Origin of the sequence: Pedobacter cryoconitis (assembly GCF_001590605.1) — a bacterium.
In the GTDB taxonomy this organism is placed as follows: Bacteria; Bacteroidota; Bacteroidia; order Sphingobacteriales; family Sphingobacteriaceae; genus Pedobacter; species Pedobacter cryoconitis_A.
The window spans coordinates 4,894,846-4,908,791 of record NZ_CP014504.1 but is presented as its reverse complement, the minus strand read 5'-3'; the positions used below and the strand labels follow the sequence as shown (position 1 = coordinate 4,908,791).

Sequence of the window (13,946 nt, the reverse complement as noted above, 5' to 3'; positions counted from 1 at the left end):
TCAAAACCGTGATGCTTAACTGCTTAGGCCGCATACCGCTGGAGTTGGTTTTCTGGTTGACAGGTATACTATTGTTGGCAATTGCTGAACCCCAGGGACATGGGCAGGTACATCATTTTACCCTTTGCCCTTTAGCAAATCTGGGTTTGGACTGGTGTCCGGGCTGTGGGTTGGGGAGATCGATTACGCAATTGTTCCATGGCAATTTAGATGAAAGTATTCATCAGCACTGGTTGGGCGTACCTGCAGTAATTATTATCGGTTTGAGAATTGTTACACTTGGAAAGTACGAGTGGAAAAAAATAAGAATAGAATAAATTAAAGATAAGGAGAGATATTATGTACAATTCACCATTTATGATGCTTCCGGGCATCACGCCTCAGGAGTTTTCTTACTTGCAATCTATGACTGCGGGTTTTAATGAGCAACAGCTGAATGGGTTTCTGATGATTTACAATAGCAAAAGAAGAAATCCGGATGATATGGTACTTTATTGTGTTTTGGGATTTTTTGTACCTGGATTATCCAGGTTTCTGGTTAATCAGATCGGCATGGGAATCCTTTACTTTTTTACCTATGGTTTATGCATGATTGGAACAATTATAGATTTGGTAAATTATAAAAATCTGGCTTTTGAATACAATCAGAAAGTGGCTTTTGAAAGTTTACAAATGGCAAAAATGGGTGCAATTACCCAATAATTAAATGTTATTGTATCTTTACGTATGACGAGATTAGCTGTAATTACTAAACATCTGGAGGCTTACGCACCGTTAAATTATCAGGAAGATTATGATAATTCGGGCTTGCTGACAGGTGATATGAACCAGGAAATCACAGGGGCTTTAGTTGCTCTTGATTGTACTGAAGATGTTGTTGATGAGGCCATTGCCAGAAATTGTAATCTGATCATTACGCATCATCCGATTGTTTTCAAAGGATTGAAGAAGTTTACGGGTAAGAATTATGTCGAGCGCGTCATTGTGAAAGCAATTCAGAATAATATTGCTTTATATGCGATTCACACGAACCTTGATAGTGTCCAGCATGGTGTGAATGGAGTGATTTGCAAACGTCTGGGCTTAAAACAACCGAAAATTCTTGCGCCTAAAGACGGGATTCTGAAAAAGCTGGTTACTTTTTGCCCAACGGCACAGGTGAACAGATTAAGAGAAGCTCTTTTTGCTGCCGGTGCCGGAAATATCGCGAATTACAGCGAGTGTAGTTTCAACGCAGTGGGTGTAGGTACATTTAAGGCTTCGGCAGGTACGCAGCCTTTTGTTGGTCAGCAAGGAGTACAGCATCAGGAACCTGAAGTGAGAATTGAAACGGTATTTTTAATACAGGATGAAAGAAAAGTATTGCTTGCATTGCTTGAAAATCATCCTTATGAAGAGGTTGCCTACGATATTTATCCACTGGAAAATAAGTTAAACACAGTTGGATCAGGCATGGTCGGCTGGCTGGATGAAGAGATGGATGCCGCTGATTTTCTGAGATTTGTAAAATCAAGGATGAATGTAAGCGTGATCAGACATACAAAGGATACAGGCCGGAAAATTAAAAAAGTAGCTGTTTGCGGAGGTTCTGGTAGTTTTCTGCTGGGAAACGCAATTGCAGCTGGTGCTGATGCTTTTATTACATCAGATTTTAAGTATCATGAATTTTTTGATGCAGATGGAAAACTGATTATTGCGGATATCGGACACTTTGAAAGTGAACAATTCACTTCTGATTTACTGGTAGATATTGTGCAAAGAAAATTCCCGGAACTCCCGGTCCGTTTAACTGAAGTGAATACAAATCCGATCCAGTATTTTTATTAAAAATATAGCTAAAAACGAAGGGGATAGTGATAAGCTACCCCCTTCGTTTTTATTGTTTAGTTTCTTCTGTTTTAGCGTCGTAATCAACGATCGCGACATCCACTCCTTCTGCTTTCCAATGCGCTTCAATAAGTTTCATTGTATTTTTGAAATAGGTATAGTCCTTACGGGATAAATCCGTCCATCCTACTTCTGCATAGGCGGCTAAACGTGGATAAATCTTCTTTTGCATATCGGCAACTTCCGGAATAAATTCACTCCACATCTGGCAGCCTGAGCCGAGTACATGTTTATTATATTTAGGATCCAGGCCTTCTGGGATAGGATTAAACTCATAAGCCTTTTGAACTGGTATTTCTTTGTAATCGTAGTCCAGATAAGTGTAAATATGATAAGAGTTAACCAGATCATATCCTTTTGATGCTGCGTTGGTAATCATATCCGTAGTGCCTCTCCAAAAATGAACGATTGTTCCCTGATTCAGTTTCTCTTTGACTGTTGTCTCTTTTTCATCTATATTCTCATGGACTTTACCACCCATAATTTCATTCCAGCCCATCATCCTGCGGCCTTTGGAAGCAATGAATTCAGATATTTTATTGGTAAACCATATTTGTACGTCAGCTGGTGATTTTAAACCTTCTCTGACCATCAGTGCTTGTATTTGCGGGGAACTTTTCCACTGGTCATATAAAACTTTATCTCCACCGATGTGAATTACTTTAGATGGGAATAAGGCCATTACTTCGGTCAGTACATCTTCCAAGAAGGTATAAACTTTTGGATCAGCTACGTTATAGGTGTCTTTAAACTTGCCAAAAGTAACCGGAACTTCAACTTTTTCTCCTGTGGTACCTAACCAGGGATAGGCGGCGATGGCTGCGGTAGCATGGCCTGGCATTTCGATTTCCGGAACTACTGTAATATGTCTTTCGGTAGCATAACGGACTACTTCTTTAATCTGTTCTTGTGTATAAAAGCCTTCATGGGGTTTTCCTGAACGTTTTTCGCTTCTCCAGGCTAATTGTGAATCTTTACGTTTAGAGCCAATTTTTGTGAGTTCAGGGTATTTTTTGATTTCAATTCTCCACCCCTGATCGTCTGTCAGGTGCCAGTGAAACACATTCATTTTCAGCATGGCCATATCATCCAATAGCTGCTTAACTACCTTTTCTCCTTTAAAATGACGGCCTTCATCGAGCATAAGTGCACGCCAGCTAAAGCGTGGTTTATCCTGAATAGTTACAAAAGGAATAGTTACATTTTTACCATTTTCCTGCTGTGTAATTAATTGCAGCAAACTTTGAATGCCGTAAAATAAACCAGCCTTTTCTGCTGCGGTTATTTTGACACCTGTAGCATTTACAGTAAGCTGGTAACCTTCTTTACCGGCTGTTGCTGATAGGTTTTGTTCCAGTGCAAGTATAATTTTATGATTTGCGGCTTTTGATGTACTGCTGATCTTAAGGTTCAGTCTGGCAGCAGCTGAGAGTTTGTCTTTTAGATAATCCGCTTCTGTGGTTAATGATTTAGCCGCAATAATTGTTGTCGCAGCATTAAGCTGAAAAGTTCCCCGGGCTGTTTCCAGCGTTAAGGGACGCGGAGAAATAAGAGGTTCTGTTTGTGCAAATATGGTTTGATTGCTGACAAGTAAGCAGAGTGCCGCAAACGAAGCTAAAAGCTTTTTCATAATGGTTATTTGGTTAAGTTGGGGAATTCTTAATATATAAATTTTTAATGAAAAAATAATTTAATTAGAGGTTCGTCATTAATGGATCTTTAAAGCTATCCATGGAATGTTCTGCGTGGGCTGCGAACAATCGTTACCTATTACACCGTTTTGAATCATTCTAAATTATCTTAACTTTGACCAATAAACTCCTCATAAATCGTGTCTGAACAATCACCGGATAATTTAAAGAATCAGCTTAGAATTGATGAAACATCTTTTTTTCATCTTTACGAACGCTATTGGAAAAAATTATATCAAATGAGTTATAAATACCTTGGAGATGCTTACCGTGCTGAGGGGGTGGTGCAAGAGGTATTTACCTCTATCTGGCAGCGTAAGGATAGTTTGCTGCTTAGTGAAGATACGATAGAGAATTATCTGGTTCGTGCAGTACGTTTCCGGATCAGCCGGGTTTACAGTGATGAAGTCCGTAAGGCAAAAAAGATGGATGAATTGCTGTTGAGACAAACGGTTAGTCATCATAACCAGACGGAGCAGGAAGTTCTGTACCGGTTTTTAAGAGAAGATATTGATAAATTAGTCAATTGTCTTCCCGAACGCTGTAAGGCGGTCTATGTATTGAGCAGAGAAAAAGGGTTGAATAACCAGGAAATTGCAGGTAGTCTGCTGATCTCTGAAAAAACAGTTGAAAACCAATTGACAAAAGCGCTGAAGTTTATCCGAAAGGGACTAGAAAAATATCCATTATCTTAAAATAATTTGCTTTTATCTGCGCTGGCAATGGGGGATAAAGGTCAGTTGTGATAATTATAATCAGCAGTGCACTATATGAATCCGGAGTTATTAAAAAAATGTTTATCGGGCAATGCTTCTGACGAAGAACTCGGAATCTATGAAAAATGGATGGAAGGGGAAGCTGATGATTTTGATACGGAGGAGCTAACTGAGGATAATATTCCTTTACAGGGTGAAGTCTGGTCTAAAATCAAAGCAGAAAACATAAAGCATGCGCATTCAAAGCTTTATAAAAAGAAGGTGTTTAAGTTATTGGTTGCTGCTAGTTTACTGCTCATGTTTTATTTCTTTGGGTTCCATAAAAGTGCTTCAAGAGATCAGTTGATGGTGTTTCATTTTGATCAATCCAGACCATCTTATGAAAATGAGTTTGATGGATTGAAGATCCGCTTAGGACAAAATGGAATGGTCAGGTTAGTGCAGCAGGGAAATGATACGCTGGATATCAGTTTTTCTGGAAATATGATGGTCAGGAATACAACTTCTGCTGACAAAGAGATTTTGGTGCTATCTAAAAATAATGAGGGCCAGACCTGGTCTAAAAAACTTAATTTAAGAAAGGGCAGGTCTTATTTACTGGCGCATTATCTTTTTAAGGATGATGAACTGGTGATCGTAGAAAATCGTAATCTCATGAATATGCCTCCAATACTGGCATTGAATATGAAAAGAGATTTTGGCCTCTAAATCCATTGTTGTGAATCGGTATTTACCTGGTAATTTTCGGCTTTTATTTTTATTTATTTTCCTTTTGATCTGTGCTTGTGATGGGCACAAGGGAAAAGATGACTTTAATTTTGGACTGATTGTTTATGATCAGGAGAAAGATGTAACGCGTTTTATGCCTGTTTATGAGATGCAGAAAGGGAAACCTGAGCCTAAAGGCATTGACCTGCCTGGAATGACGATTGCTATTTATGACCATTGCTATTTGTTGATGGATATGTCCGATCATAGTTTGCTGAAATACCGGGCAACGGCAGAGGGTTTAGTTCTGGAGCAATCAATTGACATGAAAAAAATTCCCTGGGAGCCTTATTCTGGCTGGGTAAACTGGGTAAATGACCATACCATTTTATTGGGCAGCGTTGTTGATGAGCGGTTCCGCTATATAGAAATAGACCTGAAAGGGATGAAAATATTGCGGAATGGATTATTGGCAGTTCCTCCAGCACCAAAAGGTGTAAATTATACGGGCATGTCAGCTCAGTTGGTTAAAGACAAACTTTTTATCTTTTATACTTTTCAAAAGGGTTTTATGCGGGAGCATGTTAATCCGCCTGATGATGCAACCCATGTTGCTGTTTTTAGCTTCCCAGACTTGAAATTACAAAGTAGTTTTGAAGATAAGAGAACTACCTGGCCTGGAAGTTATAATCTATGGAGTTCCAATTCTCTGGTCTTAAATGATACTGCTTATGTATTGGGGCAGCCTGGTGGCAGAACTGGTAATCATCCTACGGCTCCGTCGGCCATTTTAAGGCTAAATAAAGGCGCTCAGGGGTTTGATCCGGGTTACTTGTTTAAACTAGGTAGTCATGGCGCCCGGGAAGCTTATACGCTTTATAATATGGGACATGGGCTGGCTATGACCAGGATTGTGGAATCTTCTGAAATCACTCAGTTTGATGATTATATGCTGAAAAGGATTTCCCGTTATGAGTTACTGGATCTTCGCAGGCAAAAAAGGATCAAACTGTCTCTGCCTCCTTTAATGCTTAATTTTATAATGAACGTTACTGCGGATGAAAATTTCGCCTATCTATCAGTTTATCAGGCGAATGATAAAAGTCAAATCTGGATTTATAATCTCCGCTCGGGGACACTTAAACGTGGCATAACTGTAAATGGAGAGATCATCCGAATCGATAAATTAGCAGATTAAAGCCTTTATTTCATTTTATTTAAAATTATTCTAAATAGTCGTAGGGGTAAAGCCCGGCTTATGATAATAGTATAGTAGAAGCAGGGAAACCAGCGGTAGAATATGTAAAAAGAAATAAAAAGAGCCATACAGTTCGTACCTGTATGACTCATCCCCAAATGGGGTTACCTCTAAATCGTTTATCATTTAAAAGTAATGCAAATTAAGAAAATTTTTCTGACGGGTATTTTGTGCGCCCTGATTTTTTTTGTTCAGGCACAGAGTGGCAAGAACAGCACGATTAAAGGAAATGTGTATAATGACCAATCTGAGGTCATTCCAGGTGCAATCATCCGGTTATTACCTTTAAATAAAACTGCAGTCAGTGATGGAAAAGGAGAATTCCATTTTGCTGGATTAGCTGCGGGGACTTATCAGCTGAAAATTCATTCACTGGGACATGCTAAAGAAGAGAAGAGCTTAACAGTTGTCGCACAAGGAGAGGCTGTGATTAGTTTCAGGCTTAAGCAGGACGTTAGGGAGATTGATGAAGTCGCAATTCTTGGCTTCAGTAAAAATCAGAAAACGAACAGGCAGGCTTATAATGTAATCTCTATAGATGCAAAGGCGCTTCACAATACGACTATGGATCTTGGACAGGTAATGAACAGGGTTTCTGGTGCTCGTGTCCGTGAGTCTGGTGGAGTGGGCTCCAATATGACTTTTAGCTTAAATGGGTTTTCTGGTAACCAGGTCAAGTTCTTTCTGGATGGGATGCCGATGGAGAATTTTGGATCTTCTTTCCAGTTAAATAATATCCCGGTGAATTTTGCAGACAGGATTGAAGTTTATAAAGGAGTAGTTCCAGTATGGCTTGGTGGTGATGCTTTGGGGGGAGCGGTGAATATTGTAACGAATACAGATCCCAGAACCTATGTGGATGCTTCTTATTCTTATGGTTCTTTTAATACGCATAAAAGTTCAGTTAATACTGGTTATACGGCTAAATCTGGTTTTACTGCACAGTTAAGTGCTTTTCAAAACTACTCTGATAATAATTACTGGGTAACAGGAGGAGTGACAGACAGCATCACCGGAGTAAATACGCCGACAAGAGTGCGCAGATTTCATGATCGGTATCACAATGAAACTGTAGTGGCAAATATTGGTGTGTCCGGAAAAAAATATGCTGATCAGTTATTGGTAGGTATTACTTTGGGACAAAACAAAGCAGACATACAGGTCGGCAACAGGATGGAAGATGTATTTGGTGGAAGGTGGAAATCTGGAAATACTATACAGCCTACTTTAAAGTATGTGAAGAAGGATTTGTTTGTCAAAGGATTGGATTTAAGGGTAAATGGAAATTTTAATTTTGGAGAAGAGCGTAATGTAGATACAGTTCCCAGAAAATTTACCTGGGATGGGTCTTCTGTACCCAGAAACAGAAACGACCCTAAAGCTATTGGTGGAGAAGGCGACCTGGCTGATTTTAAGTTTAAAAATAACAATGGACTGGCTAATGCAGGGCTTAATTATGCTATAAATGACCGTCATTCTTTATCTCTTAACGATCAGTTTTCCACTTTCAACAGGAAAGGACTGAATCGTTTTGATCCTGACAACCTGCAGGATAAACAACCTCAGATTTCCCGGAAGAATATATTGGGATTAGGTTATCGTTTAAATCTTAATGAAAAACTGAATTTTACTGCCTTTATCAAGCAATATAATCAACACATTACGAGTAATAATGTAGTCAGGGATTTTGATAATCCGACTAAAATAACCACTTATACTATTCTTTCGCGAAGCTCGGATTTATCTAAGCAAGGTTATGGATTTGCGGGATCATATTTTTTAACAGAAAATCTTCAGTTAAAGGCTTCTTACGAGAAGGCTTATCGCCTGCCTGATAATGATGAGTTTTTTGGTAATGTATATCTGACAGTTGCAAATCTGGAACTGAAACCCGAGCGTAGTGATAATATCAATATTGGAGCAACTTATACTACAGCAATAAATAAAACACATTTCTTTCAAATTCAGGCTAATTATATTTTTCGTAATGCAAATGATTATATCCGGGCTAATGTATTGCCTGGGGCAAGTAATGGAAGATATTTGAGCAAGTTTAGCAATGAAGGTAAAGTAACCAATCGTGGGATTGATGCAGAACTGCGTTATGCTTATAAGCAGCTGTTCACGATAAATACGAATTTCACGTATCAGAATTTAAGGAATGACAATGAATTCGACAGGCTGATTTCAGGTGGACTTTCGACCACTAGGAGTGTCATTTACAGAGATCGTATTCCTAATACTCCCTACCTTTTTGGAAATGCAAACGGCAGCTTTTATTTCAATGATGTCCTGAAAAAAGGTAACCAGCTTACTGTAGGCTATAATGTATTATTTGTTAACAAATTTTACCTGTACTGGCCAGGACAAGGATCTAAAGAGACAAAAATGGTTGTTCCGACCCAGTGGGCACATGATGTCAATATCATCTATGCAATGGCTGGTGGGAAATATAATATCGCAGTAGAATGTCTGAATTTGACTGATGCTCAGCTGTTTGATAATTATGCTTTGCAAAAGCCCAGCCGTGCTTTTAACCTAAAGCTTCGTTATTATTTTTCTAAAAAAAGAGGTCTCTGATCAGGGGCAACGTTTAAATCAGCTTTTAATAATTAAATAAATATAACAATGAAACCATCATGTGCAGCAGAATACAAAACGAAATGAACAAAATCGGGTAGCACAGCATAGCTTCATCAAAATTAAAAAACAAACTATATAACAATGAAAAAGACTACTAATTTTTTAATGACAGGCATGTTAGGGATGGCTGTACTATTAAGTGCTTGCAGCAAGAATACAACTCCGGATGCTCCTGTAGATCCAGGAAAGACAGGTCGCTCAAAATATGTATTTGTTTACACTGGCAAGGGTGAAGGTGCTGCAACCTATATCGTAAGTACAGATGATATCACTAAAGGGGGAGTTTCATCAACCAATAATGGTGTAGAGGTAGATGCCTGGTCTTTTATCGTTCAGAATAATACCGTATTTGCGCAGGCTTACAATGAGCAAGGGCTTGTAAGACCATTTCGTCTGAATGAACAAGGTAAAATATTTGAAGCCGGAAGAGCAGTAACAACCTTCCGCACAGGTATATCTGGTAAAGTCGGGAATGATTTCTGGGTAGGTGGTGGTGATCCGCGTTCAAGTGGTGTGGGTGAATTATACCGTTTTGATGCAGTTAATCTCCAGCTTGCAGGAAGAAGTACAACCGATTTAAAGAAAATAACAGGAACGGGCTTTAATGCCGTCTGGACAGGTTTGTTTGAAGTAAACAACAAGCTATATATTCCTTATTATAAGTTCAAACATACTCCTGGTGGCAGAGTGTATGAAGGTGAATATGGTAGTTTAGATAGTACATGGGTGGCTGTTTTCAGTTATCCTGAGCTTAAATACGAAAAAACAATTTCAGATGATCGCACTGGCTTTATTGGAGACTGGAGCAGTCAGCAAGGTCTTCAGCAAATCGAGAATGGTGATACTTACGGATGGTCTACTGCAATGGGTGATGGTGAACAGAGAACATCGACAAAACCATCTGGTATTGTCCGTATCAAAAAAGGAGCGGAACAATTCGATAAATCTTATTTCTTTAATATTGAGGCTGCTGTAGGCACAAAAATCTGCAGAGGTGAATATATTGGCAAGGGTAAATTCCTGATGGCAGTTTATACGGATGCCAAAGCGACTGGTGGAAAAATCAAGATGATTATTGCTGATGTATTTAACAATACGATTACCCCGGTGCCAGGAGTTCCTGTACATGAATTTGGTGGATTTAAGCTAATCGTTTATGCTGAACCAGATGGTAAAACAATCAATTATGTAATGGAGGATAATGCAGGTGAATATTATGTATACATTATTAATTCAGACAATGGAACGGTAACAAGGGGTGCTCATATTGAAGGTGCAGCTGGTGTAACTGCCATATCGAAATTAACTTATTAAAATATTGTGTTTTGTTGGGCCGTATGACCAAGAGTAAGCGGCCCATTTTTATTCCTTACTGATGTTCAAAAAAATCAATGCCTGGCTCCATCTGTGGCTAGGGCTTGCTTCGGGTATTATTGTCGTTATTGTTAGTCTTACGGGCTGCATTTTAGTGTTTGAGCAGGAAATAAATAACCTGCTGTATCCGTATTTGACCGTAAAGCCGGAAGTGGAAAGCAGGTACCTTCCTCCTTCTCAGCTGGCTGAACGTTTAGCGAAAGCTTTACCAGGCAAAAAAGCAGAAAGTATCTGGTATCATGGGTTAGATAAATCTGCACAGGTAACTATTAATTCTGATTCTACAGTTTATATGAATCCTTTTAGTGGTGAGGTGCTGGCTGTGGCTGATCATGATGCTTTTTTCCATTTCATGGATGAAGGACACCGGAATTTTTGGATGGGAAGAAAAGTTGGTAAGGCTGTTGTTGGCTGGGGAACTTTTATTTTCTTCCTGCTGCTGATCAGCGGATTAATTTTATGGTATCCGAAAAAGTGGAGCAAAACGAATTTCAACAGGAGCTTTAAGATAAAGTGGGATGCAAAATTCAAAAGGCTCAACTATGATCTGCATAATGTATTGGGATTTTATTCGCTGTTAATCGCTGTTGTACTAGCCTGTACGGGATTGATAATGAGCTTTTCGTGGTTTTCGAAAAGTGTCTATTGGTTGAGTGGCGGAAGTATGGCCAAAAGAGTTAAACAGCAGGAAATTAAAATAATTCCGCCACCAGATCCAATCGTTTACAGTTCGGATAAGGTCTGGTACAAAGTAAGAAAAGAGATCGCTGTCCATGAAAAGAATTCCATTATAGTTTCTATTCCTGATCATGACGATGAGGCGATTTATGCCTGCACAGATATGCATAACGGTAGTTGGAGAGATCTTTATTTTGACCCTGTTACGCTGGAGGCATTGCCTTCCTCCGGAAAAAGATTGTCAGAGCTTGCTTTTGCAGACTGGCTACGCAAGTCCAATTATGCGTTGCATGTTGGTGCGATTGGTGGACTCTTCACAAAAATTATAGCTTTTATAACCAGCCTGATTTGCGCTAGTTTACCTATCACAGGATTCTATGTGTGGTGGGGTAAAAGGAAAAAAACGAAAAAAAATAAAATAACAACGGCATGAAAATAATCCTGACTCTAATCAGTTTCTTCCTGTTTACTCAGTTAAATGCGCAGACGCATCAGGTGAGAGGCCATTTAACGGACGAGCATCAAAAACCGGTAAATTATGCGGGGATTTTTTTGCTGAGTGCAGCCGATTCAACAAAGGTTAAAGCTGTCGTGAGTGATTCCGCTGGTCATTTTAACCTTTCTAATGTTCCCAAGGGTAAATATTTTGTGAAGATCAGTTTTATTGGCTATCAGCATTATAAGAGTGGGCCTCTGGAGTTAAACGGTACTGAACTGGTTTTTAACCTGGGACGTATCCGGCTGGTTGCTGAACAGATGTCACTAAATACGGTAGAAATTAAAGCGAATAAAGCGACCATCGTACAACAGCTTGACCGGATGGTTATGAATGTAGAAAATAGTGTCATGGCCGAAGGAGGAACAGCCTTAGCGTTGTTGAATAAGGCTCCAGGTGTAACCATGAGTGAGAGCGGTGAACTTAGTTTAAAGGGCAGACCTGGCACTATGGTGATGATTAACGGCAAGCCTACTTACCTTTCAGGAAATCAGCTGGCAAATTTATTGAGAGGAACTGCGTCAAACACGATTTCCAGAATTGAAATTATGGCTAGCCCCTCTTCTAAATATGATGCTGCGGGCAATGGTGGGATCGTTAATATTATTTTAAAGAAACAGACAAAAGCAGGTTTAAATGGGACTGTCTCTGCGAATGGTGGTGCCGGAAGGTTGGCTCGCTTAGGTGGAGGTACAAGCCTGAATTACCGGACGGAAAAGGTGAGCTTTTTTGGGAATTATAATTATTTCTACCAGGATTTAAAGGGTTCTGATGATGTGAAAAGAGATTTTTACCGGGATGGTATGGGGGCAGGAAAAATTCCCTACAGCAGTTCGGTTCAGCGAATGGATGAAAAAGCAAAATTACGCTCGCATAATTTCCAGGCAGGAATGGAGCTGTTTTTGAATGAGAAAAATACTTTAGGTTTCATGGTAAATGGAGGGGTTGGTAAATATCCAGCTGTCAAGCCTACGCGGAACCGGTTATACAATAATGAAACAGGTGATGTAATATGGGACGCCCATACGAATACTATTGGTAAGGAAAGGTGGACTGATATGCTTTATAACATTAATTATAAGCACCTTTTTAATGATAAAGGACATGAATTAACAGCGGACATAGATTATGTTTCTCACTTTTCTAAAATGGATCAGCAGCTGGATACGCGGTTTATGGGGACACAGCAGCTGTTCCTGCCTGCATTAAAATCAAGAATTGGTGATCTTCCTTCAGACAATGATATTTATGTAGGGAAGATTGATTATGTACTGCCTGCCGGTAAACTGGGAAAACTGGAAGCTGGCTGGAAAGGAAGTGTGGTACGTATGGTAAATAACCTGAAGTATGATACCTTACAAAATGGGACATACGTTCCTGATCACTCGACAAGCAATGATTTTATTTATAAGGAACAAATTCAGGCCGGTTATGTCAATTTGAAAAAGGATATTGGAAAATTCAGTATCCAGGCTGGGCTGCGGGGAGAATATACTGATACTAAGGGGCATCAGCTTACCACAGATTCTTTAGTAAAAAGGAGCTATTTTAAGTTATTTCCAAGTGTATTCCTGACGCAGGAAATAAATGATAAGAACAGGGTGCAGCTGAGTTATAGCAAGCGGATAGAACGTCCAGGTTATTGGGATATGAATCCTTTCAGGGTTTATATGGACCCGTTTTCTTATGAAGAAGGAAATCCTTATCTGCTTCCGTCAATTGTGAATGCTTTTGAACTAAGTTATGGATTTCGCTCCCGTTATTATACGACATTGACTTACAATGCGAGTACAGATGTGATCAGTAGTTTGGTGGGTGGAGACAGCAATCTCGCTTTCCAGCGGCCTGAGAACCTGGCAACTTTTAAAAATTATGGGATCAGTTTTACAGCATCCGTAGATTTTACCAAATGGTGGTCAGGAACGCATTTTGCTAATCTTTTCAGCAATGATTTTTCTATTGCAGCTCCTGAGGGAGAGCAGCGGATTAAAGGCACAAGTTTTACATTTGATTCTCAAAATACTTTTAAGTTGGGAAACGGCTGGAAAGCTGAGCTGAGTGGAATGTACAAGTCGAAAGTAGTTTCGGGTGTATTCACGACTAAAAGTTATTATATGGTGTCTGCGGGTGGGCAGAAAGAGATACTAAAGGACAGGGGAACACTTAAATTGCTGGTCAATGATATTTTCCAGAGTAAACAAATTAAGCAATCGGCTACGTATGGGAATATCTCTGCTTACAGCCATAGCAGACCTGACAGCCGGGCTGTTGTCCTCTCTTTCAGTTATCGCTTTGGCGGCGATGGAGCCGGTGGTAAACAACGAAGTACGGCCAGTGAAGACTTAAAAGGGAGGTTGAAATAAGAGGGGTATCCGGGATAAAATATTTAATTAAAAGCCAATCAGCAGATTAATAGCAAATTGTATGGCTGAAAGAAAATATAATACTTATCTTTGCAAGCTTTAGCAATAGACTATATGACAATTAATTCCTAT

At 39.5% G+C, this 13,946-nt stretch carries 11 protein-coding genes; 10 read left to right on the top strand and 1 reads right to left on the bottom strand.

Features of this window, described 5'->3' with window-relative positions:
* Positions 1 to 11 precede the first annotated feature (11 nt).
* The 3 genes from AY601_RS20725 to AY601_RS20715 are packed head-to-tail and all read left to right on the top strand — an operon-like array spanning position 12 to position 1,827.
* The gene (locus AY601_RS20725) at positions 12 to 317 is read left to right on the top strand and encodes a DUF2752 domain-containing protein (RefSeq protein ID WP_068407777.1); all 306 of its coding nucleotides are present in this window, start codon (positions 12 to 14) and stop codon (positions 315 to 317) included.
* A 22-nt stretch (positions 318 to 339) separates the two neighbouring features.
* On the top strand, positions 340 to 702 hold the full coding sequence (locus AY601_RS20720) for a TM2 domain-containing protein (protein WP_068404691.1): 363 nt from the start codon (positions 340 to 342) through the stop codon (positions 700 to 702).
* A gap of 24 nt (positions 703 to 726) precedes the next feature.
* Positions 727 to 1,827 carry a Nif3-like dinuclear metal center hexameric protein gene (locus AY601_RS20715; protein WP_068404689.1) on the top strand — a complete coding sequence of 367 codons (1,101 nt, stop codon included), beginning with the start codon at positions 727 to 729 and terminating at the stop codon, positions 1,825 to 1,827.
* Between the two features lie 49 nt (positions 1,828 to 1,876).
* Here the strand turns inward: AY601_RS20715 and AY601_RS20710 are convergent, their stop codons facing one another.
* A complete protein-coding gene (locus AY601_RS20710) occupies positions 1,877 to 3,517 on the bottom strand; it encodes a beta-N-acetylhexosaminidase (protein ID WP_068404687.1) in 1,641 nt (546 codons plus the stop codon).
* Positions 3,518 to 3,718: 201 nt separating this feature from the next.
* On the opposite strand from AY601_RS20710, the gene AY601_RS20705 reads away from it, so the two are divergent.
* The 7 genes from AY601_RS20705 (at position 3,719) to AY601_RS20675 (ending at position 13,814) form a co-directional block, all read left to right on the top strand.
* A complete protein-coding gene (locus AY601_RS20705) occupies positions 3,719 to 4,273 on the top strand; it encodes an RNA polymerase sigma-70 factor (protein WP_068404685.1) in 555 nt (184 codons plus the stop codon).
* Positions 4,274 to 4,348: 75 nt separating this feature from the next.
* Positions 4,349 to 5,002: a hypothetical protein gene (locus AY601_RS20700; protein WP_068404683.1), complete on the top strand. Its 654-nt coding sequence runs from the start codon at positions 4,349 to 4,351 to the stop codon at positions 5,000 to 5,002.
* Positions 5,003 to 5,012: 10 nt separating this feature from the next.
* Positions 5,013 to 6,200 (top strand): hypothetical protein, encoded by a 1,188-nt coding sequence (locus tag AY601_RS20695; RefSeq protein ID WP_157288049.1) that lies wholly within the window; start codon positions 5,013 to 5,015, stop codon positions 6,198 to 6,200.
* Between the two features lie 195 nt (positions 6,201 to 6,395).
* Positions 6,396 to 8,840, top strand: a complete 2,445-nt coding sequence (locus AY601_RS20690) for a TonB-dependent receptor (RefSeq protein WP_068404679.1) — start codon at positions 6,396 to 6,398, stop codon at positions 8,838 to 8,840.
* 144 nt (positions 8,841 to 8,984) lie between these two features.
* Positions 8,985 to 10,217 (top strand): DUF4374 domain-containing protein, encoded by a 1,233-nt coding sequence (locus tag AY601_RS20685; protein WP_068404677.1) that lies wholly within the window; start codon positions 8,985 to 8,987, stop codon positions 10,215 to 10,217.
* Positions 10,218 to 10,278: 61 nt separating this feature from the next.
* Positions 10,279 to 11,388 (top strand): PepSY-associated TM helix domain-containing protein, encoded by a 1,110-nt coding sequence (locus AY601_RS20680; RefSeq protein WP_068404675.1) that lies wholly within the window; start codon positions 10,279 to 10,281, stop codon positions 11,386 to 11,388.
* Positions 11,385 to 13,814, top strand: coding sequence for an outer membrane beta-barrel family protein (locus AY601_RS20675; protein WP_068404673.1), 2,430 nt, complete (start codon positions 11,385 to 11,387; stop codon positions 13,812 to 13,814). Before AY601_RS20680 ends, AY601_RS20675 begins: the two co-directional genes overlap by 4 nt.
* Positions 13,815 to 13,946 lie beyond the last annotated feature (132 nt).